19 protein-coding genes are annotated in these 20,944 nt (G+C 71.6%); 7 read left to right on the top strand and 12 right to left on the bottom strand.

Translation table 11 applies throughout. From position 1 onward, the window contains the following. Nucleotides 1-18: 18 nt before the first annotated feature. From murJ to ABD327_RS32665, 8 genes are all read right to left on the bottom strand, one after another. The gene (gene murJ / locus ABD327_RS32700) at nucleotides 19-1,605 is read right to left on the bottom strand and encodes a murein biosynthesis integral membrane protein MurJ (RefSeq protein WP_344456531.1); all 1,587 of its coding nucleotides are present in this window, start codon (nucleotides 1,603-1,605) and stop codon (nucleotides 19-21) included. Further along, nucleotides 1,602-2,471, bottom strand: coding sequence for a hypothetical protein (locus ABD327_RS32695; RefSeq protein ID WP_344456529.1), 870 nt, complete (start codon nucleotides 2,469-2,471; stop codon nucleotides 1,602-1,604). The genes murJ and ABD327_RS32695 overlap by 4 nt, the downstream gene beginning before the upstream one ends. Further along, nucleotides 2,468-3,436: a copper transporter gene (locus ABD327_RS32690; protein WP_344456527.1), complete on the bottom strand. Its 969-nt coding sequence runs from the start codon at nucleotides 3,434-3,436 to the stop codon at nucleotides 2,468-2,470. The genes ABD327_RS32695 and ABD327_RS32690 overlap by 4 nt, the downstream gene beginning before the upstream one ends. After that, nucleotides 3,433-4,668: a putative cytokinetic ring protein SteA gene (gene steA, locus ABD327_RS32685; protein ID WP_344456525.1), complete on the bottom strand. Its 1,236-nt coding sequence runs from the start codon at nucleotides 4,666-4,668 to the stop codon at nucleotides 3,433-3,435. The genes ABD327_RS32690 and steA overlap by 4 nt, the downstream gene beginning before the upstream one ends. 50 nt (nucleotides 4,669-4,718) lie before the next feature. Continuing rightward, nucleotides 4,719-6,428, bottom strand: coding sequence for a DNA repair protein RecN (gene recN / locus ABD327_RS32680; RefSeq protein ID WP_344457152.1), 1,710 nt, complete (start codon nucleotides 6,426-6,428; stop codon nucleotides 4,719-4,721). An 87-nt stretch (nucleotides 6,429-6,515) separates the two neighbouring features. Continuing rightward, nucleotides 6,516-7,412 (bottom strand): NAD kinase, encoded by an 897-nt coding sequence (locus ABD327_RS32675; RefSeq protein WP_344456523.1) that lies wholly within the window; start codon nucleotides 7,410-7,412, stop codon nucleotides 6,516-6,518. After that, the gene (locus ABD327_RS32670) at nucleotides 7,409-8,206 is read right to left on the bottom strand and encodes a TlyA family RNA methyltransferase (protein WP_344456520.1); all 798 of its coding nucleotides are present in this window, start codon (nucleotides 8,204-8,206) and stop codon (nucleotides 7,409-7,411) included. The genes ABD327_RS32675 and ABD327_RS32670 overlap by 4 nt, the downstream gene beginning before the upstream one ends. Then, a complete protein-coding gene (locus ABD327_RS32665) occupies nucleotides 8,203-8,370 on the bottom strand; it encodes a hypothetical protein (protein ID WP_344456518.1) in 168 nt (55 codons plus the stop codon). Before ABD327_RS32665 ends, ABD327_RS32670 begins: the two co-directional genes overlap by 4 nt. 160 nt (nucleotides 8,371-8,530) lie before the next feature. On the opposite strand from ABD327_RS32665, the gene ABD327_RS32660 reads away from it, so the two are divergent. The 3 genes from ABD327_RS32660 to ABD327_RS32650 all read left to right on the top strand — a co-directional run bounded on the left by ABD327_RS32660 (nucleotide 8,531) and on the right by ABD327_RS32650 (nucleotide 11,363). Continuing rightward, nucleotides 8,531-8,872, top strand: a complete 342-nt coding sequence (locus ABD327_RS32660; protein WP_344456516.1) for an SCP2 sterol-binding domain-containing protein — start codon at nucleotides 8,531-8,533, stop codon at nucleotides 8,870-8,872. Between the two features lie 299 nt (nucleotides 8,873-9,171). Then, entirely contained in the window at nucleotides 9,172-9,627 is a 456-nt protein-coding gene (locus ABD327_RS32655) for a nitroreductase family deazaflavin-dependent oxidoreductase (RefSeq protein ID WP_344456513.1), read from the top strand. A gap of 134 nt (nucleotides 9,628-9,761) precedes the next feature. Then, entirely contained in the window at nucleotides 9,762-11,363 is a 1,602-nt protein-coding gene (locus tag ABD327_RS32650) for an MFS transporter (RefSeq protein WP_344456511.1), read from the top strand. Nucleotides 11,364-11,371: 8 nt separating this feature from the next. On the opposite strand, the gene ABD327_RS32645 is transcribed toward ABD327_RS32650, so the two are convergent. Both ABD327_RS32645 and ABD327_RS32640 read right to left on the bottom strand, forming a co-directional pair. After that, on the bottom strand, nucleotides 11,372-12,358 hold the full coding sequence (locus tag ABD327_RS32645) for an HAD-IIA family hydrolase (protein WP_344456509.1): 987 nt from the start codon (nucleotides 12,356-12,358) through the stop codon (nucleotides 11,372-11,374). Nucleotides 12,359-12,362: 4 nt separating this feature from the next. Next, nucleotides 12,363-12,731 carry a tetratricopeptide repeat protein gene (locus tag ABD327_RS32640; RefSeq protein WP_344456508.1) on the bottom strand — a complete coding sequence of 123 codons (369 nt, stop codon included), beginning with the start codon at nucleotides 12,729-12,731 and terminating at the stop codon, nucleotides 12,363-12,365. A 142-nt stretch (nucleotides 12,732-12,873) separates the two neighbouring features. Here ABD327_RS32640 and ABD327_RS32635 point away from each other — a divergent pair, with 142 nt between their 5' ends. The 3 genes from ABD327_RS32635 to ABD327_RS32625 all read left to right on the top strand — a co-directional run bounded on the left by ABD327_RS32635 (nucleotide 12,874) and on the right by ABD327_RS32625 (nucleotide 16,330). Next, complete coding sequence (locus ABD327_RS32635) at nucleotides 12,874-14,145, top strand: DUF1015 family protein (RefSeq protein WP_344456507.1); 1,272 nt, start codon at nucleotides 12,874-12,876, stop codon at nucleotides 14,143-14,145. A gap of 51 nt (nucleotides 14,146-14,196) precedes the next feature. After that, nucleotides 14,197-15,114, top strand: coding sequence for an MBL fold metallo-hydrolase (locus ABD327_RS32630; RefSeq protein ID WP_344456506.1), 918 nt, complete (start codon nucleotides 14,197-14,199; stop codon nucleotides 15,112-15,114). Between the two features lie 175 nt (nucleotides 15,115-15,289). Then, nucleotides 15,290-16,330: a DUF2776 family protein gene (locus ABD327_RS32625; RefSeq protein WP_344456505.1), complete on the top strand. Its 1,041-nt coding sequence runs from the start codon at nucleotides 15,290-15,292 to the stop codon at nucleotides 16,328-16,330. A gap of 4 nt (nucleotides 16,331-16,334) precedes the next feature. Here the strand turns inward: ABD327_RS32625 and ABD327_RS32620 are convergent, their stop codons facing one another. Beyond that, the gene (locus ABD327_RS32620; RefSeq protein ID WP_344456503.1) at nucleotides 16,335-17,501 is read right to left on the bottom strand and encodes an alkaline phosphatase PhoX; all 1,167 of its coding nucleotides are present in this window, start codon (nucleotides 17,499-17,501) and stop codon (nucleotides 16,335-16,337) included. A gap of 634 nt (nucleotides 17,502-18,135) precedes the next feature. Continuing rightward, on the bottom strand, nucleotides 18,136-18,936 hold the full coding sequence (locus tag ABD327_RS32615; protein ID WP_344456501.1) for a tetratricopeptide repeat protein: 801 nt from the start codon (nucleotides 18,934-18,936) through the stop codon (nucleotides 18,136-18,138). Between ABD327_RS32615 and ABD327_RS32610 the strand changes: the two genes are divergently transcribed. Then, nucleotides 18,838-20,628 carry a hypothetical protein gene (locus ABD327_RS32610; protein WP_344456499.1) on the top strand — a complete coding sequence of 597 codons (1,791 nt, stop codon included), beginning with the start codon at nucleotides 18,838-18,840 and terminating at the stop codon, nucleotides 20,626-20,628. The two genes, ABD327_RS32615 and ABD327_RS32610, sit on opposite strands and share 99 nt — an antisense overlap. The last annotated feature ends 316 nt before the right edge of the window (nucleotides 20,629-20,944 follow it).

Here is a 20,944-nt window from a genome sequence, read left to right as displayed (position 1 = left end):
ACCCCCGCCCGACCTGCCCTAGCGCCGCCGCGCCAGGATCTCCCGGAGATCGTCCCGGGACATGAAGGCCGCGACCGCGCTGAAGACGAGAGCGGCGGCCAGCGCGGCGGCGGCGGCGCTCAGCAGGTTGTGCAGCTGCCCGTCCACCCCGAACGCCGCGGCGGTCGAGTATCCGGCCGCCGCGCCCACGGCGCCGCCCAGCAGGCCGCCCAGCGCCGCGCGGGGCAGTCCCTCGACCGCGGCCAGACCCCGGGCGCGGACCAGCGCCACCAGAAGAAGGACCCCCGCCACGCTCATTCCCAGGGTGTTGCCGAGGCCGAAGGCGGCGACCACCCAGTCCTTGGGCGCCAGCTGGACGAGCACGACGTTCGCGACGAGCACCGTCACCCAGCCGATGACGACGGCCTTCGCCGACTCCCTGCCCCGCCCGCAGGCGTACAGGGCCCGTCCCAGATGGGCGACCAGCCCGTAGCCGAGCAGTCCCGGCGCGAACGCCAGCAGCGCCCGGGACAGCACCTCGGGCTCGGCCTCCTGGTCGAAGAAGGCGGCGACCGGGACCGCGACCGAGGCGACCATGGCCGCGCCCAGGCAGGAGACCAGCACCACCGCCCGGGTGGTGGACGCGGCGATTCGGTCGAACCCGGCCGGGTCGGCCTCCTCGGAGCGGGCCGACAGCGACTGGAAGGCGCTGGTGGCGATCGGCACGGCCAGGATCGCCCACGGCAGAAGGTAGACCGACCAGGCGTAGCTGTAGTCGGTCAGCGCGCCCCGCGTCCCTTCGCTCTTCAGCACCAGGACCGACAGCATCGCCACCTGCTGCGCCACCACGGTCGCCAGCCCCGCGAACGCCAGCGTGCGCACCTGCCGCCCCACCCCATCAGGGAAGCGCAGCGTGGGCCGCAGCCTCATCCGCAGCGGCCACCCGGCCACCAGCGCCACGACGACCATCGCCGACACCCCCACCGTCGTGCCGACCGAGAGCATGAGCTCGGCGTCGCGCGGCACCTCGGACAACCGGTTGGGGCTGTGGCCGTCCATCACCGGCACGTAGGCCAGGTACGCGCCGATCACCACCAGGCTGGAGAGCAGGGGGGCGAGGGCGGGCCCGGTGAACCTGCGGTGGGACTGCAGCACCCCGTACAGCACGACCGCCAGCCCGTACATCACGATCTGCGGCGCGAACACCACCAGCATCCGCGCCCCGATCGCCCGGTACGCCGTGACGTCGCACCCTCCCAGGGCGCCCTGGCTCAGCGCCGTCATGATCGGCCCCGCCAGCAGCGCCACCAGCAGCGCCAGCGGCACCAGCAGCATCAGCACCCAGGTGAGCATCGCCGAGGCCGTGCGCCGGACGGTCTCGGCGTCGCCGCGTTCGGCGGGTCCCGCCAGCACCGGCACGACCATGCTCGCCAGCGCTCCCCCGGCGACGATCTCGAACACGATGTTCGGCACCTGGTTGGCGGCCAGGTAAACGTCACTCAGGCACGATTTGCCGACCGTCTGGGAGAAGACCGCGGTGCGGCCGAAGCCGGCGATACGCGACAGGACGGTGAGGACGGCGATGAGGACGGCGGCACCGGCGATGCCGCTCGCGAGGCGTTTCACCGGACCTGGACGGGCTCCGGCTTGGTCTCGACGGGGCGCCTGCCCAGCATGTCCACCCAGTTCAGCGGCGGGCTCTCCCGGATGACCTTGGTGAAGCTGACGTACTCGCTCGCCGCGTTGAGCGCGACCAGCCCTCCCAGCACCCCCAGCCGGGCCGGCAGCGGCAGCCGGGTCGCCGACAGGCCGAGCAGCGCGCCCAGCGCGTTGGCCCCGGCGTCGCCGAGCATCGCCCGCTCGCCCAGGTCCTCGGGCAGCAGCGCCACGGCCGCGCCCAGCGGCGCGGCCACCACGGCGGCGCCCGCCCCGGCGGCCAGCGGCAGCCCGGTGAGCAGCCCGACCTTGATCGCCCGGCCGGGCCGCAGGTCGAAGAGGTTCATCAGGTTGGCGGAGGCGGCGATGATCGCCCCGTTGAGCAGGGTGTCCAGCGCCCTTCCCGGCGCGGTGCGGGCCGGAGACCCGGCGAGCGCGGCGGCGGCCAGGCCGGTCGTGCCGATGCCCAGCACCTTGACGGCCCCGGTCGTCACCTCGCCGCGGGTCAGCGCCGTCAGGTGGCCCTTGAACCCGCGCGAGGACCCGTTGCCGGCCAGGTCGTCGTAGGCGCCCAGCAGACCGGAGGCGGTGCCCGCGACCAGCGCGGCGGCCCGCAGCCGGGCGGGCAGGCCGGGGGCGGCCAGGGTCGCGGCGGCGGCCCCGGCGACGAACGCCGGGCCCTCCAGCAGGGTGACCGGTTCGGACCGGTGGTTGACGCGTCCCCACACCTCCTGCCCGGTGAGCCCGTTGAGGCCGGGCGGGCGGCGGGTGAGGGCGGTGTAGGCGGCGCGGGCGGCGGCTGCGCCCAGCACTCCGCCGATCAGAAGGCGCTTCACGGCTTGGCTCCAGTGGTCGGGACTGCGGGCAGGGGATCGGGCAGGTAGCCGCTGACGTCCGATCCGGTGCCGTAGTGGCCGGACTTCCCGCCCAGCTCGCCGTTGAGCGCCAGGACGGTGACGACCTGCCCGGAGGAGGTGTCCGCGGCGTCCACCGAGGAGACCGACGAGGACGCCTCCGACGAGCGGAGGGCGGCCAGCAGGCCGCCCGTGCCCGCCGAGGAGACGTCGCCGGCCGCCACGGTGCCACGGGTTCCCCGGTCGAACGCCGCCGTCAGCGCGACCAGCGCCTGGTTGTCGTCCTCGGCGCCGGCGCCCTCGTACGGCTTCGCCGGGGCCACCACTACCGCGAGTGTGGCACGGGCGCCCGGCTTTCCGCCGGTGGTCAGCAGACCCTGGTCCCGGAAGGCCTGCAGGACAGAGCCGGAGCCGACCTCCTCGTGTCCCGCCTTCTCCGCGTCCCTGGTCACCAGCATGGACGCCAGCAGCGCCCCCGCCTTCTCGTACGTCCCCGCGCCCTCGGGATAGGTGAGCCCGGCGGGCTTGTGGATCTCGGCGAGCTGGTCGACGGCCGGGACCTGGTCGTCCGCGAGGAACTTCTCCTCGAGGTTCACCCAGCCGGTGACGGTGCCGCCCGCGGCCTTGACCGCCGCGTCCAGGCCGGTGCGGGTCTTGTCCTCCGCGCCGGGCGCCAGGACGAAGACGACCGACTCGTTCTTCAGCCGGTCGGCCAGCACCTGCGGGCCCGTGATCCGGGCGAACTGGTCGTCGCCGGAGATCTGCTCGCCCTGCTGGGTCACCTGCGCCCGCAACTCGTCGTTGTTGCGCTGGATGACCTGGACGTTCTGGTCGACGATCTTCTTGGACGCCTCCTGGGCCGCGGTGGTGGAGCCCAGCAGCAGGCCCGTCGCCAGGGCCAGGAAGACGGCGACGATGGAGACGAGGTGGTAGCGGAAATCGATCACGTGAAGAATCCGGTCAGCCAGAAGAGGAAGGAGTGCCAGTACTCGATCAGGGCCGACATGATCTTCGGCCCGGACGGTGAGATGGCCAGTGCGGCGACCATGGCGACCAGCGCGGCGGCCACCAGGACCAGCAGTGCCGAGGAGGAGATCCGGCTGCGGTACAGCAGGCTCACGCCCTTGGCGTCGACCAGCTTGCTGCCCACCCGCAACCGGGTGAGGAACGTGCTGGACATGCCGGCGCGGCCCTTGTCGAAGAACTCGACCATGTTCATGTGGGTGCCGACCGCGACGATGAGCTCGGCGCCCTTGTCGTCGGCCAGCAGCATCGCGCAGTCCTCGCTGGTGGCCGCGGCGGGGAAGACCACCGCGTCCTGGCCGAGGGCCTCGACCCGCTGGAGGCCGGGCGCCCGCCCGTCGCGGTAGGCGTGCACGACGATCTCGGCCCCGCAGGTGAGCGCCTCGTCGGACACCGAGTCCATGTCCCCGACGATCATGTCGGGTTTGTAACCGGCCTTCAGCAGCGCGTCCGCGCCGCCGTCCACGCCGATGAGCACCGGCTTGTACTCGCGGATGTAGGGGCGCAGCGTGGCGATGTCCTCGCGGTAGTGGTAGCCGCGCACGACGATCAGCGCGTGCCTGCCCTCGAACGAGGTGCGCACGTCGGGAACGCCGACGCCGTCGATGAGGAGCTCCTGCTCCTTCTTGACGTACTCCATCGTGTTGGCGACGAACGACTCCAGCTGCTCCGACAGTCCGGCCTTGGCCTGCTCGATGGCCCGCTCGACCGTCTCGGGGGTGTGCCGGATGCCCTTGGCGATCAGCTCCTCGCCCCGGTAGACGGCGGCGCCGTCCAGCCGCAGCACGTCCCCCTCCGAGACCTTGTCGAAGATCTCGGAGTCGACGTCGTCGAGCAGCGCGATGCCCGCCTCGATCAGGATCTCCGGGCCGAGGGTGGGGTAGCGCCCCGAGATGCTGGGCGCGACGTTGACCACGGCGGCGATCCCGGCCGACACCAGCGAGTCGGCGGCGACCCGGTCGAGATCGACGTGGTCGATCACCGCGATCTCGCCCGGTTGCAGGCGCTTGGCCAGGTTCTTGGTGCGCTTGTCGATCCTGGCGGTGCCGCTCACCTCGGAGCGGCCGTCCTCCCCGCCGGAACGGCGCAGGCCGAGGAGACGCACACCACGCAGGAAACGCGTGCGCGTGTCGGATTCGGCCCCCGGTTCGCTCATGACCTCTACATCCTGCCAGAGCCGTACAACCCGCCGGTCTGGCGACGGGATCAGGCGTGTCCGTTCTTGTCCCGGGCGGCGATGGCCAGCAGCTCCTCCGCGTGCGCGCGGCCCAGCTCGCTGTCCTCCAGCCCGGCCAGCATCCGGGACAGCTCCCGGATCCTGGCGTCGATGTCCAAGGTTTGCACACCGCTGCGGATGATGGTGCCATCATCGGACTTTTCGACCAGCAGGTGCTGGTCGGCGAACGCCGCGACCTGGGGCAGGTGCGTGACCACTATCACCTGCGCGGTCCGGGCCAGCTTGGCGAGCCTGCGGCCGATCTCGACCGCGGCCTTGCCGCCGACCCCCGCGTCGACCTCGTCGAACACGAACGTCGGCACCGGGTCCGCGCCGGCGAAGACCACCTCGATGGCGAGCATCACCCGGGAGAGCTCGCCTCCGGAGGCGCCGCGGTTGAGCGGCAGCGCGGGCGCGCCCGGATGGGCGGCCAGCCGCAGCTCCACCTCGTCGACCCCGTGCGGGGTGAACCCGGAGCTGCGGGTGAGCGCGACCACCACGCACGAGTGCGGCATGGCCAGCGCCGTCAGCTCGGCGGTGACGGCCTCGGAGAACCTCTCGGCGGCGGCCTCGCGCACCTCGGTGACCCGGGCGGCCAGCTCGTGCAGCCGGGACGCCAGTTCGGCCTCCTCGGCCTCCAGCTCGGCGATCCGCTCGTCGTCGCCCTCCAGCTCCTGCAACCGGGCCACGGCGTCCCGAGCCCAGGCCAGCGCCTCGTCCACGGAGCCGCCGTACTTGCGGGCGAGCATCGACAGGTCGGCCCGGCGCCCCTGAACGGCTGCCAGGCGCTGCGGATCCGCCTCGACGGAATCGGCGTAGGCGGCCAGTTCCCCGCCGATGTCGGAGATCAGGTAGCCGGCCTCGGTCAGCCGGTCGGCGAGAGCGCCCAGCTGCGGGTCGTAGTCGCGGACGGCGTCCAGCGCGCCGCGCGCGGTGCCCAGCAGGCCGGTGACGTCGGCGAAGGCCTCCACCTGGGACGGGTCCCCCAGCAGCGCCGCGTGCGCGGTGTCGGACGCGGTGCGCAGCGCGTCGGCGTTCGCCAGCCGCTCGTCCTCGGCGGCCAGTTCGGCGTCCTCGCCCTGCTTGGGGTCGATCTTCTCGATCTCCCCCAGCCCGAACCTCAGCCGCTCCGCCTCGTCAGCGCGGGCGCGCGCCTGAGTGGTGAGCTCCTCCAGCAGCTTGCTGACCTCGCGGTGCCGCCGGTAGGCCTGGACGTACTCGTGCAGCGGCTTGACCAGCCCGTCGCCCGCGTAGCGGTCCAGCGCCTCGCGCTGGCGGCCGGGCTGCAGCAGCCGCTGCTGGTCGGATTGGCCGTGTACGGCCACCAGGTCGTCCGCGAGTGTCAGCAGGGTGCTCACCGGGACCGAACGTCCGCCCAGGTGGGCGCGGGAGCGGCCCTCGGCCGACACCGTACGGGTGATGATCAGCGCGCCCTCGTCCAGCTCGCCGCCGGTCTCCTCGACCCGGGCCGCTGCCCGGCCCGCCGGGTCGAGCGTCAGCCGCCCCTCGACGACCGCCTTGTTCGCGCCGGGACGCACCCGCTGCGGGTCCCCCCTGCCGCCGAACAGCAGCCCGAGGCTGGTCACGACCATGGTCTTGCCCGCCCCGGTCTCGCCCGTCACCACGTTGAAGCCCGGCGACAACTCCAGCACGGCCTCGTCGATGACACCCAGGCCCTTGATCCGGACCTCTTCGACCATCGGTCTCAAGGCAACCTCATCCGCTCGCGCAGTAGCAGTATCCGTTTTCCCGCCGGACCCGGACGGGCGGCCCGGCTCCGGGAAAGATTATCGCTCTTGTGTGCGAACGCGACCCCTCCAGCCCGCCACGGGGAGCCCGAACTTGGTGACGAGGCGGTCGGTGAACGGGGTGAGGTGCAGCCTCGCCAGCCGTACCGGGACCTCGCTGCGCCGCACCTCGACCCGGGCCCCGGGAGGAAGATCGAGGGTTCTGCGCCCGTCACACCACAGTACGGCCCCCTCGTTCTCCTGGGTCACCTCGACGGCGACCGTGGAGGCCGGGGAGACCACCAGCGGCCGGGCGAACAGGGCGTGCGCGCTGATCGGCACCACCAGCATCGCCTCGACCTCCGGCCACACCACCGGCCCGCCCGCCGAGAAGGCGTAGGCGGTGGAGCCGGTCGGGGTGGCGACCACCACCCCGTCGCAACCCCAGTGCGACAGCGGCCGCCCGTCGATGCCGACGACGAGCTGGAGCAGCCGCTCCCGCGCCACCTTCTCCACCGAGGCCTCGTTGAGCGCCCAGGTGCGGTGGTCGGTGCCGTTGTGCCGGACCAGGACGTCGATCACCATGCGCTCCTCGACGTCGTACTCGCCGGTGACGACACGGGCGGCGACCGCCGCCAGGTCGGCCCGCTCGGCCTCGGCGAGGAACCCGACGTGGCCCAGGTTGACGCCCAGCACCGGGGTGCCGGTCTCGCGGGTCAGCTCGGCGGCGCGCAGCAGGGTGCCGTCACCGCCCAGGACGATCATCAGTTCGGCGCCCTCGCTGGCCTCCGGGACCGCCGGGTAGACCTCGGCTCCGACGCAGCCGATGTCCTCGGCCTCGTCCTCCAGGACCCGGACGCCGATCCCGGCCTCCTCCAGCTGCCGGATCACCAGCCGGGCGCTGGTGACCGCGCCGGGCCGACCGGTGTGCGCCATGATCAACACGGTGCGGCTCATCTCGGTCCCTCCGCCACCGCGCGCTCCAGGTCCTCCTCGGCCAGCGGCGGGGCCCCCGCGCGCAGCCACAGGAAGTACTCGACGTTGCCCGACGGGCCGGGCAGCGGACTGGCCGCCACCCCCAGCACGCCGAGCCCGAGCGTCGCCGCGTACCCCGCGACGCCGCGCACCGCCTCCTTGCGCAGCTCCGGGTCGCGGACGACCCCGCCCGCGCCGACCCGCTCCTTACCCACCTCGAACTGGGGTTTGACCATCATCGCGTAGTCGGCGTCCGGCGCGACGCACGCCCGGATCGGCGCGAGGACCTTGGTGAGGGAGATGAACGACAGGTCGCCGACGACGAGGTCGGGCGGCTCCCCCACGTGCTCGGGCGTCATCTCCCTGATGTTGAGCCGCTCCACCACGGTGACCCGCTCGTCGGTGCGCAGCGACCAGGCGATCTGCCCGTAGCCGACGTCGACCGCCACCACGTGGGCGGCGCCCGCGCGCAGCAGCACGTCGGTGAACCCGCCGGTGGAGGCGCCCGCGTCCAGGCAGCGCCGGCCCTCCGGCTTCAGGCCGGGGAACGCCTTCAGCGCCCCGGCGAGCTTGTGGCCGCCCCGCGAGACGTACTCGGGGCCCTCTTCCCTCTCCTCGACCAGCAGCGCCGCGGACGTCTCGACCTGGGTCGCGGCCTTGGCGGCGACCTGGCCGCCGACCTTCACCCGCCCCTCGGCGATCAGCTGCCCGGCGTGCTCGCGGGAGCGGGCGAGCTTGCGGCGCACCAGCTCCGCGTCGAGCCTGCGTCGGCTCATCCGGCGTCCCGTCCCGTCCCGTCGGTGTCGGCGAGGACCTCCTGCAGGCCCAGATGCACCCGCTCGAAGGCCGCCACATGCCCGGCGACCGGCGTCCCCTGCAGCGCGCCGAGCGCCGCCAGCACCGCGTCGACCCGCTCGTCCCCGGTGGACCCTGGCTCCATCTCCCCGCCCATTCCGCTCGACGATCACTCTGCCCGCGACGAAACCGGGCGTTTTCGGAGGATCCGGTGTCCCGGCGTGCCGCGGTTCGCGTGCGGCACACCAAGAACGCTACCGTCCTGTGACGACCATGATGTCGACGGAACGGGGAATAGGCCTGTCATGGCGACGGTGAAGGAGTGCGAGGAGGCCCTGGCCGGACTCGTGTCCCGTCTCGACGAGGTCGACCCGGACAAGTGGGCCCAGCACGCGGTCGACCGCACGATCAGCTGCCACATCAGCGATCTGGGCATTTCCTACGCCAGCCGGCTCGGCAAGAAGGGCGTGGCCCCCTTCACCCCCACCGGCGACCCGAAGACGGCCCAGGTCCGCCTGACGATCTCCGCCTCCGACCTCGTCGACCTCGCCGCCGAACGCCTCAGCCCCACCAAGGCCTGGGTCTCCGGCAAGCTCAAGATCGAGGCCAGCGTCCTGGACCTCCTCCGCCTCCGCAAGGTCCTGTGATCTTCCCGTTGACAACTCCGGGGAGAACTGTTCTCATCTTCTCCGTGTTCGCGTGACACCGGCCGAAGAGCAGTGGGCAGGCCGGTGACCGGGCGGCACCCGACACCAAGGAGCCGAGCCATGGGCATCTCCCCCTCGCGCATCTGACGCCCGCCGTCCCGCACGGCCTTTCTCCGCACGCGGTCCTCCGCTTCGCCGTGCGTTCGCGCCTTTCTCCTCTTCCACCGGCTTGCGCCGGCCTTTCACTTTCCGTATTCCTCGCGTTCCCCGCGACCTTTCCCCTGGAGTTCCGAACACCCATGCCCCTGTCCTTCAACGACGCGATCATCAAGGAGTTCCGTGCCAACGGCGGCCGGGTCGGCGGCCCCTTCGAGGGCGGCGACCTGCTGCTGCTGACCACCACCGGCGCCCGGTCGGGCGAGGAGCACACCGTGCCCCTCGGCTACGTGCGCGACGGCGCGGACCTGCTCATCGTGGGATCCGCCGGCGGCGCCGACCGCCACCCCGCCTGGTACCACAACCTGCTCGCCCACCCCGTGGTCCGCATCGAGGTGGGCGACGAGACGTACGACGCCATCGCCGCCCCCGCCGAAGGCGAACGGCGGGAGGCCCTGTTCTCCCAGGTGGTCGCCACGGCCCCCGGTTACGCCGACTACCAGAAGCAGACGTCCCGCACCATCCCGGTCGTCGTGCTGCGAAGCCCGGAGCCCGAGACGGCCGCTCCCCCGGCCGCCGACCCGGCCGACGAGCAGTAGCCCGCCCGCCCCTTTCTCCATGGATCCGCGCCGCGGGACCGAACGGTTTTCCACAGGCTGGGGACTCTCCGAAATCGAACTGACACTCGGTGTTATGTTCGGGGTGAGGCCGAAGCGGCCTCCGGGGAGGCGTGATGGGCCGGTGGAAACCCCTGGTCGTACTGGGGGCCGCGCAGTTCCTCATGGTGCTGGACACCTCGGTGATGAACGTGTCGATCAGCCGGCTGGTCGAGGACTTCGACACCGAGGTCACCGCGATCCAGGGGGTCATCACCCTGTACTCGCTGGTGATGGCGGCGTTCATGATCACTGGGGGCAGGCTCGGGGACATGTTCGGGCGCCGGCGCGTGTTCGGCGTCGGGCTCGTCGTCTACGGGACGGGATCCGCGGTGACCGCGGTGGCGCCGACGCTGGGGGTGCTGGCGCTCGGCTGGTCGATCGTCGAGGGGCTGGGCGCCGCCCTGGTCCTCCCGGCGCTGGCCGCCCTGGTGGGCGGCGCCTACCGGGGCCGGGACCGCGCCGTCGCCTACGGCGTCATCGGCGGGCTGGCCGGAGCCGGAATCGCGGTGGGGCCGCTGCTGGGCGGCTGGGTGACCACCTACCTGACCTGGCGGCTCGTCTTCGCCGGCGAGGTCGTCGTCGTGGCGGCCATGCTCGCGGTCCTGCGCTGGATCCCGCACGACCCCCCGGCCGGCCGCCGGATCCGCCTCGACACCGTCGGGGCCGTGCTGTCGGCCGGAGGGCTGGCCCTGATCGTCCTGGGAGTCCTGCAGAGCAGTTCCTGGGGCCTCCTGCAACCGCGCAACCCGCCGGTCACCGTCTTCGGGTTCTCCCCCACCGTGTTCGTCATCGCGGCGGGCGCCGTCCTCCTGTTCCTCTTCCGCTCCTGGGAGCGCCGCAGGGAGGAGCAGCGGAAGGACCCTCTCGTGAGGTTCGCCCTCTTCGAAATCCCCGCACTGCGCTCGGGGCTGTCGGTGCTCATGGCCCAGAACACCATCCTGCTGGGCCTGTTCTTCGCCATCCCGCTGTACCTCCAGGTCGTGCAGGGGCTCGACGCCTTCCAGACCGGGCTGCGGCTCCTCCCGGTCTCGATCACGATGCTCCTGGCCTCGATGAGCGGCCCGTTCCTGGCCAGGGTCGCCGCGCCCCGGACGGTGGTCCGCTGCGGCCTGCTGGTACTGCTCGCGGCGATCCTGTGGCTGCTCACCACCATCCGGCCCCGGGTCGACGACCTGTCGTTCGCCCTGGCGATGGCGGTGCTGGGCCTGGGCATGGGCCTGCTCGCCTCCCAGCTGGGCAACATCGTGCAGTCCAGCGTCGGAGAGCGGGACCGCAGCGAGGTCGGCGGTTTCCAGTACACCGCCCAGAACCTGGGTTCCGCGCTGGGCACCGCCCTCATGGGAGCCATCGTGATCAGCGCCCTGGCCGCGGCGCTCTCCTACCGCGTCACCGACGACCCGCGCCTGTCCGACGCCGTCGAGCGGCAGGCGGGCATAGCCCTCCAGGCGGGCGTCGGCTTCGTGCCCACCTCGGATCTGCGCGCCGCGCTCGCCACCACCGCGGTCCCGCCCGCCGAAGCCGACGTCCTGGCCGAGGAGTACGCGGCGGCTCAGCTCACCGGGCTCAAGGTCGCCATCCTCACCGCCGGTGCCATCACCCTCCTCGGCTTCGCCTTCACCCGTACGCTGCCCTCCGAACGTGCCGCGAAGGCCCCCGTCCCCGCCGGGACGGACTGATGGGCCGCCTAGGCGAGGCCCAGGGCGTCCAGGGCGGGTTCGACGGCCTCGCGGGGCGCGGGGGTCTCGGCGCGCCAAGCGGCGGCGGCCAGGGCGTACAGGCCGTGCCAGGGGTTTCCGTCGCCGGAGAGCCCGATCGCGGGGCCGTCCCAGGAGGCCGTCCAGCCTCCGCAGGTGTGAGCGCCGTCCCGCTCCTCCACCGGCGGGTGGTCGAGGAGCAGGCCTGTCAGGTCGGGCGCCAGGTAGGTGGGGCGGTGGTGCGGCGGGGCGGTCAGGGCCATCAGGGGGTCGGTCACGCCGGTGAAGACCAGGAGGCTGTCGGCGCCGCCGTTGTGGGCGCCCTCGATGTCGGTGTCGAGGCGGTCCCCGACGATCAGGGGGCGTTCGGCGCCCGTCCGCAGGATGCTCTCGCGGTGCAGGGGCGTCTCGGGCTTCCCGGTGACGATCGGGTCGACGCCGGTGGCGTACCTGATCACCTGGGCGAGGGAGCCGTTTCCGGGCTTGGGCGGCCCCGAGTGGGCGGGGACGGTGAAGTCGCCGTTCGAGGCCACGAACAGCGCGCCGTCGCGGACGGCCTGGGCGCCCTGGGCGATCAGGCTGTACTCCAGATTCGGCGAGAAGCCCTGCACGACGGCCCGCGGGCGCTCGGCGGCCGTCGAGACCGGCTTCAGCCCCTGCGCGTACAGCGCGTGGCGCAGGGACGTGCCGCCCACGACGAGGACCTTCGACCCGGAGGGAAGCCGTTCGGCGAGCAGCCTGGCGGCGGCCTGCGCGGAGGTCACCACGTCCTCGGCGACGGCGGGGATCCCCAGGCTCGTCAGCAGCTCGGCGACGGCGCCGGGCGTCCGGGCCGCGTTGTTCGTCACATAGGCCAGCCGCATGCCCTGGGCCCTGGCCTTGGCGAGGGACTCGGCGGCGTTCTCGATGGGGTGGCGGCCTCGGTAGACCACACCGTCGAGGTCCAGCAGCGCCACGTCGTAGGCGTCGATCAGCATTCGGTCATCTCCGGGAGTCGAGGGTGGCTCGGGCGTGCTTCAGTGCGGAGGCGTAGTCCCGGTTGTCCGGCCGCATCGCCACGGCCAGGGCCAGGTGCTCCACCGCGGCCTCGAACTCGCCCATCCGGCTCAGCGCCAGGCCCAGCCCGAACCGGGCGTAGTCCTCCGCCGGATTCTCTTCGATGATCGATCGGAAGCTCTCGGCGGCCTCCGCGTAGTGCCGCGCGCCGAACAGGGCGCGCGCCAGCGCCTCCCGGATGCTGGGCGACTGGGGCTCGACCTCGACCGCCCTGGTCAGCAGTTGCACGGCCGCCGCCGGACTCCCCGAGCCCAGCAGCTTCATCCCGCGCGAGTAGAGATCGTAGACGTCCACCGGGGTTTCCTGCGGCTCACCTGAACCTTGGACCAAGGTGCGCACCTCCCATACACCTCAATCCCTAACATGCCCCAACATCGGTTGCACGGACCATCTCCCCTACGGGAATCCTCCGGTCCGTCCCCGCCTTGGAAGGAACGTGAGCACTTCCTCTGACGCACCGTCCGCACGCCGCCTCGGCGCCTCTCCCGCCGGACCGGGAAGGGGGCTGGAACTCGCGCCCTTCGCCGGAGTCCGGTTCTCCCCCTCCGTGGTGGGGAGCCTGGAGGCGGTCACCTGCCCGCCCTACGACCTCATCGACGAGGAGGACCTGGGGCGGCTGAGGGCGGGGGCCGACCACAACATCGTGCAGATCACCCTGCCCCGCGACGGACACGAGGCGGCCGGAAGGAAGCTGCGGGAGTGGCTCGCGAACGGGACTCTGGTCGTGGACGGCGCCCCCGCCCTGTACGTCTACGAGATGGGCGGGCCGCGGTTCCTGCAGCGCGGCCTCATCGGCTGCGTGGGGCTGCGGGACGAGTCCGAACGGGTGATCCTGCCGCACGAGAACGTCTATCCGGGTCCGGTCCGCGACCGGTCCGGGCTGATGGAGGCCACCCGGGCCAACCTGGAGCCGATCTTCCTGACGTACGAGGGGGGCGGCCCGGCCAGCGACCTCGTGGACAGGGTCGCCGACGGCTCCGCACCCGTCCTGGAGATCGTCTCCGGGGACGGGACACGGCACCGCCTGTGGCGGCTGGAGGACGACGGGACCGTCGCGGACGACCTCCGCGGCCGCCAGGCGCTGATCGCGGACGGCCACCACCGCTACGCCGCGTACCGGGCTTTCCAGGCGCGCCAGGACGGGCCGGGGCCGTGGGACTACGGGCTGGCGCTCCTCGTCGACTCCCTGCGCTATCCCCCTCACCTGGGGGCCATCCACCGCGTCCTGCCCGCCCTCGACCCGCAGGAGGCGGTGACGCGGGCCGCCGAGGCGTTCAAGGTCACCCCGCTGGAGGGCGGCCTGGCCCGGGCGCTGGCGGAGCTGGAGGCCGCCCCGGACGGCCTGCTGATCGCCGGTTCCGGATGCCGTCTATGGCTGCTCAGCGATCCCGACCCGGTCCGGCTCGCCGCCGCCCTTCCTCCCGAACGGTCCGAGCGTTGGCGTTCCCTCAGCACCGCCGTCCTCGACGGGCTGCTGATCTCCGACCTGTGGAAGATCACTCCGGACGAGCACAGCGTCCAGGTCGTGCACGACGACCCGGCGCACGCGGTGGCGCGCGCGAGCCGAACGGAGGGGACCGCGGTGATCCTCAACCCTCTGACGGTCCCCGAGGTGATGGCGCTGGCCGCCGGCGGGGAGCGGGTGCCCAGGAAGTCGACGTCGTTCGGGCCGAAGCCGCGCACCGGCCTGGTGATGCGGCTGATCTGAGACCCGGCGCCTTTACGTTGTAGATCAACATCGGGGGATTATGGTGAGGGCATGGCGAACCTGATCACGCCGCTCGGCGACGACGTCTACGAGATCGACACCCAGATGGCCGGATACCAGGGCATCACCGCCGGCTATCTGATCCTCGGCGACCGGCCCTGCCTCATCGAGCCGGGCACCTCCGGTTCCGCGCCCGTCGTCCGGGAGGCGCTGTCCTCCCTGGGCGTGTCGGCGGACGACCTGGCCTCCGTGGTCGTCACCCACATCCACCTCGACCACGCGGGCGGCGTCGGCGACATCGCCTCGCTCTACCCGTCCGCCGAGGTCGTCGTCCACGAGAAGGGCGCCCGCCACCTCGCCTCGCCCGAACGGCTCATGCGCAGCGCGCGCATGGTCTTCGGCGACGCGCTGGACACCCTCTTCGGCGAGCTGAAGCCGACGGACGCCGCCCGCATCACGTCCGTGGAGGACACCGGAGTCGTCGACCTGGGCGGCGGACGGCGGCTGGAGACCTACTACTCCCCCGGCCACGCCCGCCACCACGTCGGGCTCCTCGACTCCCTCACCGGCGACCTGTACGTCGGGGACGCCGCCGGGATCTACATCCCCGAGACGGCCGAGGTCCGCCCCGCCACTCCCCCGCCGGACTTCGACCTGGAGACGGCGCTGGCGTCCCTGGACCGCTTCCGCGAACTTCAGCCGACCCGGCTGCTGTTCGCCCACTACGGGCCCGTGACCGACGTCCCCCTCACCCTCGACCGCTCCGAGGAGGAGCTGCGGCTGTGGGTCGAGACCGTTCAGCGGGCCCACGACGCCGGGATGGACGCCGACCACGCCGTCTCCATGGTGCTGGAGCGCACCGCCGGGCGGTACCGCGCCTACGAGGACCCCGAACTGCGCGAGAAGTACGAGGTCCTCAACAGCACCCCGAGCAACGTGGCCGGGATCATGCACTCGCTCAGGACCTGAACGGGCCGCTCCGCTCCGCGCCCCGCCAAGCGCCCGCTCTCAGAGAACCGGGTCACGCGTCACCGCGCTCTCCGGGAAGAATCTCAAATGGCAAAATTACGCGTTGCCGCGTTCTCCGGGAAAGAACAGGTGGCAGGAACCAGGGGTAACGCACCCGAACAGCGGCGGAGCAACGATGAACCTGGGAATCAGCGTCCTCTTCAGGGCCATCCCGTTGGTCATGGGCGCCGTCTGCCTCGCGTTCGGCCTCTACCTGCTCCGCGTCGACGACGCCGTCCATTTCGTCGCCGGTCACGTCAACATCGCGCTGGCCGGCATCTGCTACGCGCTGTTCACCACCGCCGCGACGATCATCCGGCAGCTGATCGAGCGCTACCGCACCCTCTGGCGCATTCTGCTCCCGGCCTCCGGCTACCTGGTGGCCCTGATCACCGTCATCTGGGGCATCGTCCTCATGCGCCGGGGCCCCGCGCCGGAGAACGACCTCGCCGGCCATGTGGTGCTCGGCATCGGACTCATCTCCGCCTGCGTCAGTACCGTGGCCACCTCCTCCACCTACTTCACCTTCATCTCGCGCAACGCCGCGAAGGGCCCCGAGGCGGGAGCGCCCGACGAGGTGTACTCGGCGGCGACCGGACGGGTCCTCATCACCATCCCCTTCGTCTGCGGCCTCATCGAAATCATCCTGGCGATCGTGTTGTGGACCGGGAGCACCACCGCCTCCTGGGTCGCCGGCCACGTGGTGTTCGGCCTGGGCACCGTCTGCCTGAGCCTGGTCTCCCTGGTCGCCAGCATCGTCCGCCAGGTCCGCAACGGCTTCGGGGATCCCGAACGCTACCGATGGAGCCTGATGGTCATCGCGCTGGGGACGATCAACATCCTCCTCGGCCTGGGGGTGCTGCTCTTCGCGGACTCCTCCGCCCGCATAGCCCCCGGCTGCATCCTCATCGGACTCGGCCTGATCTGCTACAGCATTCTGTCCAAGGCGCTGCTGCTGGCCCTGGTCTGGCGGCGCCAGGCGCCCCTGGCCAACCGAATCCCCATCCTGCCGATCATCACCGCTCTCACCTGCCTGTTCTTCTCCTCCTTCCTCGCCGAGGCCGCCGACACGGACTCCGCCTTCTTCGTCGCCGCCCGTGTCCTGGTCGGCCTCGGCGCCGTCTGCTTCACCCTCTTCTCGATCGTCTCCATCCTCGAGGCCGGGACCTCGACCTGAGGGCTCAGGAGCGGAACGGGCCCCTGACCTCGTAGGTCACCCCGCCGGTGCCGAGGATGACGCCGTCGGACCCCCGCTGGGAGGAGAAGTACAGCCGCGTCCCGTCCGGGGAGAAGGCCGGACCGGTGATCTCCGAGTCGGGGTGCCCCTCGAGCCGCAGGAACGGCGTGACGACCCCCTCAGGGGTGATCAGATTGATCTCCATGTCGGCTCCGTCCTCGGCGACGTAGAGGTCTCCGCCCGGAGTGCCCGTGATGTTGTCGACTCCCGTCAGCGGAGCGCCCCCGCCCTCCACCAGGTCGTCGTCATAGGCGATGCCCAGCACGCCGTTCACCGCGTCGTACGCCCACACCCGGTTGTCGCCCTTGGTGGTGAAGTAGCAGACGCCGTCGCTGTAGTAGCAGCCCTCGCCGCCCTTGAACCGCAGCGCTCCGGCCACCTGGTCGCGCGGCGCGGTGAGCCACAGCTGCGGCTGCGGGACCTGCTTCCAGCCGACCTCGCCGGGCCCCGAGCCCACCAGCACTTCCAGCGTCCCCGCCGACAGATCGCCCCAGACCTTCGGAACGAACCGGTAGAAGCACCCGTCGGACTGGTCCTCGGTCAGGTAGACGACCTTCCGCACCGGGTCGCAGGCCGCCGCCTCGTGCTTGAACCGGCCCATCGCGGAACGCTTCTTCGCGGCGTTCCTCCCGTACGGGTCGGTCTCGTAGACGCAGCCGTAGTCGTACTCCTCGCACGACAGCCACGTCCCCCACGGCGTCGCCCCGCCCGCGCAGTTGATCTGCGTCATGGAGAGCGTCCGGTAGGCGTCGACGATCGTCCCGTCCGCCGCGAACCGCACCGCCGAGACTCCGCCGACGAGCGGCACCTCGGAGTTGCTCACATAGATCCAGCCGTCGCCGTCGGGGAAGCAGGCGCCTCCGTCAGGCGCCGCATGCCACACGTAACCGGTTCCGGCGACCTCCTTCATCGACCGGGCGATCACCCGGCTGGTGAACCCTTGCGGCAGCCGCAACCCGTTGGCGTCCACCGCTCCCAGCGGACCGTAGGGCCCCGCCCCCGGCTGCGCCGGTCCCGCAAAGGCGCTCTGCCACAGCCCTCCGGTGAAAGCCGTGGCGCCCGCGCCCACCACCGTCAACCGCAGGAAATTCCGCCGGTCCACACCGCGCATAGCGTCCACTCCTCCTCGAGTACCACCGAACGCCGTGTAGTCGATCACCCGATTCCACACCGGACCACAACAGCCCCGTGAATATGACGCGAACACCACCTTCCGTCAAGGCCCGATTTCCCCCATTTTCCTAACTTCCCTTCCATCGGCGACGAAAGCCTCGGTGAAGCACAGCTCATCGCCCTCCCCCACTGCCGGAACTCCGCGATCCCGCGACCGAAATCCCTCGTTCCCTTCGCGACCGCGATCGCTCTGGCGGGCCCCCACCGCCTTCTTCACGCCTCCGCCTCCCACCGGGTCGAACCGGCCGAAGGCTCCTCGAAACCGCTCCTCCGATGACGGCCGTGGCTTCGAAGCGGAAGCCGGAAACAGAGAAGGCCCACTGCGTGGGCAGCGGGCCTCCGTCCGGCCTCTCCGAACCGGAGAGGCCCCGCTCGATGGTCTCCTCGGGCGGCGGACTCCGAAGCGGGACGAGGACGGAGAAGGCCGGCCACGGAAACAGGCCTCCGCCCGTCCGGGCTCTCCGGGCCGGAGAGGCACCGGCTCGGTGGTCTCCTCGGGCGGGGCTTGAGAGCGGGCGGGAACGGAGAAGGCCCACCGCTTGGAGCGGTGGGCCTTCTCCGTCAGTCCCGCGTCAGTCGGATTCCCCTTCGGGTTCGGGGTCCTCCGGGTCGGGGGCGGGGGTGGTGTCCGGCGGGGGCTGGAAGGAGAGGGTCAGGGGGGACTCCGGTTCGGAGCTCTCCTCCGGGGTCTCCTCGTCGACGGTGTCGATGATCTCCAGGCCGTCGAGTTCGGCGTAGCGCTCGGCGGCGTCGGTCTCCTCCTCGCGGTCGGCGGCGGCCGAACGCAGGAACCAGTCCTTGGCCTCCTCCTCCCGGCCCGCGGCGACGAGGGCGTCGGCGTAGGCGTAGAAGAGGCGGGCGGACCAGGGGCGCAGCCGGCGGTCCTTCAGCTCGGGGATCTGCAGGGCCACGACCGCGGCGGCGAACTGGCCGAGGTCACGGCGGGCTCCGGACTCCACGATGTGGAGCTCGATCCGCTCCTCCTTGGGGAGCGCACCGGACTCCTTCGACCGCGTGATGTCCAGGGCCCGTTCGGGACGGCCCAGGCCGCGCTCGCAGTCGGCCAGGATGGGGAGGTAGAGCTCCTCACGGCCGGGCAGGCGGCGCGCGGCGCGCAGTTCCGACAGCGCTTCCGACCAGGCTCCGGCGTGGTAGGCGGCCAGACCGCAGGCCTCGCGGACCACCCCGACCCGGCTGGCGAGCCGACGTGCCGTCTTGGCGTGCCGGTAGGCGAGGTCCGGGTCGTCCTCGATCAGCTGCCCGGCCGCGACCAGGTGGCGTGCCACCAGCGCGGCCAGGTCCTTCGGCAGCGTCCGCAGTTCCTCGCGCGCCTCGGCGTCCAGCTCCTCGCCGGTGATCTCCTCGGGGATCACCGGGTCGTCGTAGGACGTCCGCTGCGGGTCCCGGTCCTCCCTGGCCCCGTACCCGCCGCGCTGGAGCCGCTCCTCGCGCCGCTCGCCGAACCTCTCCTCGGCCGACCGCTCCTCACGCCCGAACCCGCGACGCTCACCGCTCTGCGGACGGTCATCACGCCGCCCAGGTCCACGGTTGTCATCACGACGGAACTCACGGCGCTCGCCCGACTGCGGGCGGTCATCACGGCGGAACTCACGGCGCTCGCCCGACTGCGGGCGGTCATCACGACGGAACTCACGACGCTCACCCGACTGGGGACGGTCATCACGACGGAAGCCCCGGTTGTCGTCACGGCGGAACTCGCGACGCTCACCGGTCTGCGGACGGTCGTCACGCCCGGGTCCACGACGCTCACCCGACTGCGGGCGGTCATCACGGCGGAACTCACGGCGCTCACCCGACTGGGAGCGCTCATCACGACGCCCGGCTCCACGGTTGTCGTCACGGCGGAACTCACGGCGCTCACCGGTCTGCGGACGGTCATCACGACGCCCGGCTCCGCGGCTGTCATCGCGACGGAAGTCGCGACGCTCACCGGACTGCGGGCGGTCATCACGACGGAAGTCGCGGCGCTCACCCGACTGGGGACGCTCGTCACGACGCCCGGCTCCACGGTTGTCGTCACGGCGGAACTCACGGCGCTCACCCGACTGGGGACGCTCGTCACGACGCCCGGCCCCGCGGCTGTCGTCACGACGGAACTCGCGACGCTCACCCGACTGCGGGCGGTCATCACGACGCCCGGCTCCACGGTTGTCGTCACGACGGAACTCGCGACGCTCACCCGACTGGGGACGCTCGTCACGACGCCCGGCTCCGCGGCTGTCGTCACGGCGGAACTCGCGACGCTCACCGGACTGGGGACGGTCGTCACGCCCGGGTCCACGACGCTCACCCGACTGCGGGCGGTCATCACGGCGGAACTCACGACGCTCACCGCCTTGCGGACGGTCATCACGACGGAAGCCCCGGTTGTCGTCACGACGGAAGTCGCGACGCTCACCCGACTGAGGACGGTCATCACGACGCCCCGTCCCACGGTTGTCGTCACGGCGAAACTCACGGCGCTCACCCGACTGCAGGCGCTCGTCACGACGCCCGGCCCCGCGGCTGTCGTCACGACGGAACTCGCGACGCTCACCGGTCTGCGGACGGTCGTCACGCCCGGGTCCACGGCGCTCACCCGACTGGGGACGCTCGTCACGACGGAATTCCCGGCGTTCGCCGGAACGGTTGTCTTCCCTCTTCACGAAGGGGCGCTGGGAACGCCCCTCACCCGATCGCCCCTCGTCACGGCGATCAGAAGGACGCCCCCGCTCCTCACGAGACTGGGGCTTCCCAAAACGATCTTTCGGGCGTTCACCCGACTGGCCCTGCCAACCACCGGTGCGTTGTCCCGAACCCGCCGACTGAGGCCGACCCTTCTTGACGGCACCCGGCTTGAACGGCTTACGAGCACCAGGCTTGTGCGCCGGCCGACCGTTCCCACGGCCCCCGTTCGTCCCCTGCTGCCCCTGACGTCCCTCGCGGTTGTCGCCGCGGCCTTCCTCTTCCTTCACCTCTACATGGTAGACGGAACACAGCGAGCCTCAGACGTCGAACGCTTCGGGCCCCCGAAAACCAAACCCGCAGAAATAAAAAAATCCTAAAAAATCCTCCCGCCACTCTCGAATCATCCGCCAGGCACCCCACCTGGAAAAACAGCTTCCGCGACACTCGCGACACACGAGCCCCAGAAGCCCCTCCTCGCACATCGCCTTTCCGCCCCCTCCGGTGCGGAAATACAAAGGCCCAGAAGCGTTCTCCAGGCCTTTCCGGAAACCACTACGCGCTCCGTGCAGAACCTGCAGAGATCTTCTTCCAGACGCGCGGGCTCCGAAGAAAACCCCGGGAAATACGGAAAGGCCCCCGACGGATGTCGGGGGCCTTTCTCGATGTTGATTGCGGCGGTGACCTACTCTCCCA

The organism is Actinocorallia aurantiaca (assembly GCF_039533685.1).
Classification (GTDB): Bacteria; Actinomycetota; Actinomycetes; order Streptosporangiales; family Streptosporangiaceae; genus Actinocorallia; species Actinocorallia aurantiaca.
This window is presented reverse-complemented; position numbering and strand designations above follow the sequence as displayed.

What these genes read in the sequence shown, in the direction of transcription:
- recN (WP_344457152.1), bottom strand. Translation starts at nt 6,428, where the DNA reads ATGGTCGAAGAGGTCCGGATCAAGGGCCTGGGTGTCATCGACGAGGCC.
- ABD327_RS32625 (WP_344456505.1), top strand. Translation starts at nt 15,290, where the DNA reads ATGAACCTGGGAATCAGCGTCCTCTTCAGGGCCATCCCGTTGGTCATG.
- ABD327_RS32670 (WP_344456520.1), bottom strand. Translation starts at nt 8,206, where the DNA reads ATGAGCCGACGCAGGCTCGACGCGGAGCTGGTGCGCCGCAAGCTCGCC.
- ABD327_RS32645 (WP_344456509.1), bottom strand. Translation starts at nt 12,358, where the DNA reads ATGCTGATCGACGCCTACGACGTGGCGCTGCTGGACCTCGACGGTGTG.
- ABD327_RS32650 (WP_344456511.1), top strand. Translation starts at nt 9,762, where the DNA reads ATGGGCCGGTGGAAACCCCTGGTCGTACTGGGGGCCGCGCAGTTCCTC.
- ABD327_RS32630 (WP_344456506.1), top strand. Translation starts at nt 14,197, where the DNA reads ATGGCGAACCTGATCACGCCGCTCGGCGACGACGTCTACGAGATCGAC.
- ABD327_RS32655 (WP_344456513.1), top strand. Translation starts at nt 9,172, where the DNA reads ATGCCCCTGTCCTTCAACGACGCGATCATCAAGGAGTTCCGTGCCAAC.
- ABD327_RS32675 (WP_344456523.1), bottom strand. Translation starts at nt 7,412, where the DNA reads ATGAGCCGCACCGTGTTGATCATGGCGCACACCGGTCGGCCCGGCGCG.
- ABD327_RS32620 (WP_344456503.1), bottom strand. Translation starts at nt 17,501, where the DNA reads ATGCGCGGTGTGGACCGGCGGAATTTCCTGCGGTTGACGGTGGTGGGC.
- ABD327_RS32660 (WP_344456516.1), top strand. Translation starts at nt 8,531, where the DNA reads ATGGCGACGGTGAAGGAGTGCGAGGAGGCCCTGGCCGGACTCGTGTCC.
- ABD327_RS32665 (WP_344456518.1), bottom strand. Translation starts at nt 8,370, where the DNA reads ATGGAGCCAGGGTCCACCGGGGACGAGCGGGTCGACGCGGTGCTGGCG.
- steA (WP_344456525.1), bottom strand. Translation starts at nt 4,668, where the DNA reads ATGAGCGAACCGGGGGCCGAATCCGACACGCGCACGCGTTTCCTGCGT.